Raw genomic sequence first — 273 nt, forward strand, 5'->3', positions numbered from 1 at the left:
GTGATAAACATGAGGAAGCTCTACCTTTTGATCGAATTTCACCGCCAAATCGACATAAATTGACGAGTTTTCCCATTTTATACGCTTAATATTATAATGTGTTTCCACCCTTGTAAACAAATCTAACGCATTTTGCTCGCTTAGATGAATCGGGCGGGCTGTCTGAAATGTGGGAATGTCATTATTTTTCCAGCTATTACTCGGCACGAGAGATAGCATCAGTGCAATCAATGTGGAAACGGCGATGGCCATCACGAATTTGCGGGGCATGGG

The 273-nt window shown here is 42.5% G+C and carries 1 pseudogene; it reads right to left on the minus strand.

Going from position 1 to position 273, the window contains the following annotated elements:
• Positions 1-252 (minus strand): annotated as a pseudogene (locus tag SB773_RS31675) (hypothetical protein); the annotation flags it as partial.
• Between the last annotated feature and the right edge of the window lie 21 nt (positions 253-273).

It is taken from the genome of Bacillus sp. SIMBA_074 (assembly GCF_046534555.1).
GTDB lineage: Bacteria > Bacillota > Bacilli > Bacillales > Bacillaceae_G > Bacillus_A > Bacillus_A mycoides.